This window comes from Metasolibacillus meyeri, from assembly GCF_003049505.1.
Taxonomy (GTDB): Bacteria; Bacillota; Bacilli; order Bacillales_A; family Planococcaceae; genus Metasolibacillus; species Metasolibacillus meyeri.
Map to the genome: position 1 here is coordinate 1 of NZ_PYWN01000215.1, position 3,225 is coordinate 3,225.

At 36.4% G+C, this 3,225-nt stretch carries 6 protein-coding genes; 5 read left to right on the forward strand and 1 reads right to left on the reverse strand.

Annotation, left to right across the window (positions count from 1 at the left end):
- Nucleotides 1-128: 128 nt before the first annotated feature.
- The 3 genes from C9J34_RS20945 to C9J34_RS20955 are packed head-to-tail and all read left to right on the forward strand — an operon-like array spanning nucleotide 129 to nucleotide 1,191.
- Nucleotides 129-767, forward strand: coding sequence for a DUF2975 domain-containing protein (locus tag C9J34_RS20945; protein ID WP_193769130.1), 639 nt, complete (start codon nucleotides 129-131; stop codon nucleotides 765-767).
- 11 nt (nucleotides 768-778) lie between these two features.
- A complete protein-coding gene (locus tag C9J34_RS20950; protein ID WP_107842102.1) occupies nucleotides 779-991 on the forward strand; it encodes a helix-turn-helix domain-containing protein in 213 nt (70 codons plus the stop codon).
- Complete coding sequence (locus C9J34_RS20955) at nucleotides 988-1,191, forward strand: DUF4177 domain-containing protein (RefSeq protein WP_107842103.1); 204 nt, start codon at nucleotides 988-990, stop codon at nucleotides 1,189-1,191. The genes C9J34_RS20950 and C9J34_RS20955 overlap by 4 nt, the downstream gene beginning before the upstream one ends.
- 80 nt (nucleotides 1,192-1,271) lie before the next feature.
- On the opposite strand, the gene C9J34_RS20960 is transcribed toward C9J34_RS20955, so the two are convergent.
- Nucleotides 1,272-1,481 (reverse strand): YheE family protein, encoded by a 210-nt coding sequence (locus C9J34_RS20960; RefSeq protein WP_107842104.1) that lies wholly within the window; start codon nucleotides 1,479-1,481, stop codon nucleotides 1,272-1,274.
- Nucleotides 1,482-1,604: 123 nt separating this feature from the next.
- Between C9J34_RS20960 and C9J34_RS20965 the strand changes: the two genes are divergently transcribed.
- Both C9J34_RS20965 and C9J34_RS20970 read left to right on the forward strand, forming a co-directional pair.
- A complete protein-coding gene (locus C9J34_RS20965) occupies nucleotides 1,605-2,750 on the forward strand; it encodes a DUF445 domain-containing protein (RefSeq protein WP_107842105.1) in 1,146 nt (381 codons plus the stop codon).
- 19 nt (nucleotides 2,751-2,769) lie between these two features.
- Complete coding sequence (locus tag C9J34_RS20970; protein WP_107842106.1) at nucleotides 2,770-3,114, forward strand: YlbF family regulator; 345 nt, start codon at nucleotides 2,770-2,772, stop codon at nucleotides 3,112-3,114.
- Nucleotides 3,115-3,225 lie beyond the last annotated feature (111 nt).

Sequence of the window (3,225 nt, forward strand, 5' to 3'; positions counted from 1 at the left end):
CCTTTTTATTTTGTTGAAAGTAGGACATTGAAGAAATGAAAAACAATAATTTTTTAATGTTTATCATTAAAAAATTATTGTTTTAAATAAAAATCCGCTATAATAAAAATAAAGAAAGGGGAATGAATATGGAATCGATTTTACAGAGAAAAAAGTTTCAAACCTTTATTAGCGTATTTCATATATTGATGAAAATCGTTTTGGCAGTGTCGAGTGTGGTTTTAGGAGGTCTCCTGTTATTACTTGCTTTCATAGGAATAATGCCAAGTGAGAAAATGGTTGTTTTATTAGAAAAAGGGGAAATACAGGCAACATTAAATATAGGGGGCGTTAAGCTTGTGTTAAGCGATCAAGTTCTCAATAGCTTTCAATTTGACAAAGCACTAATCATCGCATTGCTTCTACTATGTATATTTTATATAGTGCTGTTATTATGGATTACATATTGTGTACAATCAATACTAAAAGGGCTAAAAAGTAATCAAGTATTTACATTGAAAAACAGTAAGTATATTGAATGGATTGCTTATGGATTTATTTTAATGAGCTTGACGATAAAGTTCACACAAACGATGACAATTTACTTGTTTGATCAAATTTTTTCTTTATCTTATTTCATGGAGAAGAGTGAATGGATAAAAGCTATTTCATATGATTTTTTCAGCATTCATTGGAGTCTGTTATTTGGTGGAGTCGTGATATGGATTATTAGCAGGATATTCAAGTATGGTGTGTTCCTACAGGAAGAATTTGATACAACCTTATAGGAAGTGAATAAATGATAATTATTAGGTTAGATCGCGTATTAGCGGATCGCAAAATGCAACTAAGTGAACTAGCAGAAAAAGTGGATATTTCGATTGTGAATTTATCGAACTTAAAAACGGGAAAGGTAAAGGCAATTCGCTTTTCAACATTAAATGCTATTTGTAAAGCACTTAATTGCCAACCAGGGGATTTAATAGAGTATGTGGGGGAGGAAGAGAAATGAAGGAATACGCTTTTGAAAAAATCGGTTTAAAAGGGATACCAGGCTTTTATCAAAAAGTAGATGATTATCATGAGGTAATTCATCGGTATGCAATGGAAGGCTGGGAGTTACTGCAAATTTTTTCACCACCAACATCGCTTTATGGTAGCGCAGCATTTATTGAATTAATCTTTACTCGAACAAGAGTTGGAGAAATGTAAAATAAGGAGGTTGTCCGCTTTAGGGGCAGCCTCCTTAAATTGTAGTGAATTGTCAGAATTGTTTGCGTGCCAGGCACCCCCTAATCATACACATGGAATAACATTAACTCGTGTACCATCTTCTCAACAACTGCTAAATCTTCCTCGGCGGGCGATACATCAATAAATCGAATGCTGCCATCCTTATGATATTCTGCTTGGTAGCGCTGTTGTTTATAGAAGAAACTAATAAACCAGCCGGGTAGCTGTTTGTTTTCATACAATGGCTTAAAGTGAAAATGTTGAATCATGAAACCACTCCTTTCCTTTCATCGTACTAAATAAGTGAAACAATATGCAATAGCGATTGTTTTGTGAAATGGCATTTCTGTTATACAATATGAGCGTAATTGATATAGAAACGAGAGGATATCATGGATAGTTTATTTGGACTATTAATTTTACTAGCAGGTGTGGGAGCAATTGTAGGTGCTGCAACAAACTATATGGCGATTAAAATGCTATTCCGTCCGTATAAGCCGATTTATTTTATGCGCTGGCGCTTGCCGTTAACGCCGGGGCTTATTCCTAAAAGACGCGATGTACTGGCGATTCAATTAGGAAAAACGGTATCGGAATATTTATTAACGCCTGATACGGTTAAAAAGAAATTTTTATCACAGGATATACGTGATAATGTGCAGGCTTTTGCGAAGCAAAAAATTACTGAAACGATATTTACCACAGATAAGACAATTCATGACTGGTTAAAGCTCGCTAATTTGCAGCATACGCCTACTTTGATTGAACAAAAAGTAGATGAAGTGATTGCAAATCAGTTTGCATCGGTGAAAAATGTCTTATCAACCAAAACGATTCAACAGCTATTACCAGAAGATTTAGAGCCTGTTTTAGATAAAAAAATTGGCGATGCTGTCGATCAAATTTTGGATAAGGGAGTCGCTTACTTCCAATCACCAGAGGGTGCCAAAACAATTAAAAATTTATTGGACGATTTCTTAAACTCCAAAGGCTCTTTTGGCGGCATGATTCAAATGTTTATGGGTGATTCTTTGTCGCTTGTGGAAAAGGTGCAACGTGAGCTCATTCGCTTTCTACAGGCACCTGGGACAAGCTCTCTTTTATATCGCATTTTTTCAGCGGAATGGGAGAAAATTAAGCAACGACCAGCAATGGACTTTATGAAAGATGTAAATTTTGGTACGATTGAACAGAGCATTCAAGCATATGCGAAGGAACAGCTGGCAATTGAGGCACGTTTAGATAAAACAATTAACGATTACTGGCCAAATGGACAAGCTTGGGCATGTGACGAACTCTTGCCAAAAGTAATGGATAAAGCTTTTTTAGCGGCAGAGGGTAAAATTGAAGATGTGCTGAAGCGTCTAAATTTAGCGGAAGTTGTGCGAGAGCAAGTGGATTCATTCCCCATTGCAAAGCTTGAAGAGCTTGTATTAGGCATAATTAGCCGTGAACTGCGTATGATTACATGGTTAGGTGGTATTATCGGTGGGCTTGTCGGTATTGTGCAAGCAATTATTGTCTTTATGACAAAATAATAAGAGAGTAGGAAATATGATGATTAACATTTATGATGATATTAACAGATTGGAAGCGACATTTCGCAACACGAATGAGTTCAAATTGCTACAAGAAACGGTAGAAGCTGTGCGTGGAGATGAGGAAGCAAAAAATTTATTTACAAGCTTCCGCGATATTCAAGTAAAGTTACAACAAAAGCAAATGGCTGGCGAGGAGCTATTGGAAGATGAACTGGCCTACGCACAAAAGGCAGCACAGCTAGCACAACAAAACGTAAAAATTCTTGCAATGCTTGAAGCTGAAATGGGCTTAAGTCGCGTCATTGAAGAAGTAAATCGTATTTTAACAAAACCAGTTCAAGCACTTTATGATGGTCTGTAAAATGAAGCTTGTAGTAGGGCTGTCAGAAAAGGTATTCCCTTTTCTGATATGCCCTACTTTTTATTGTGGAAATGAAAACCCCCTGCTATGCGGGGGGTTCTAAAAAGCTTT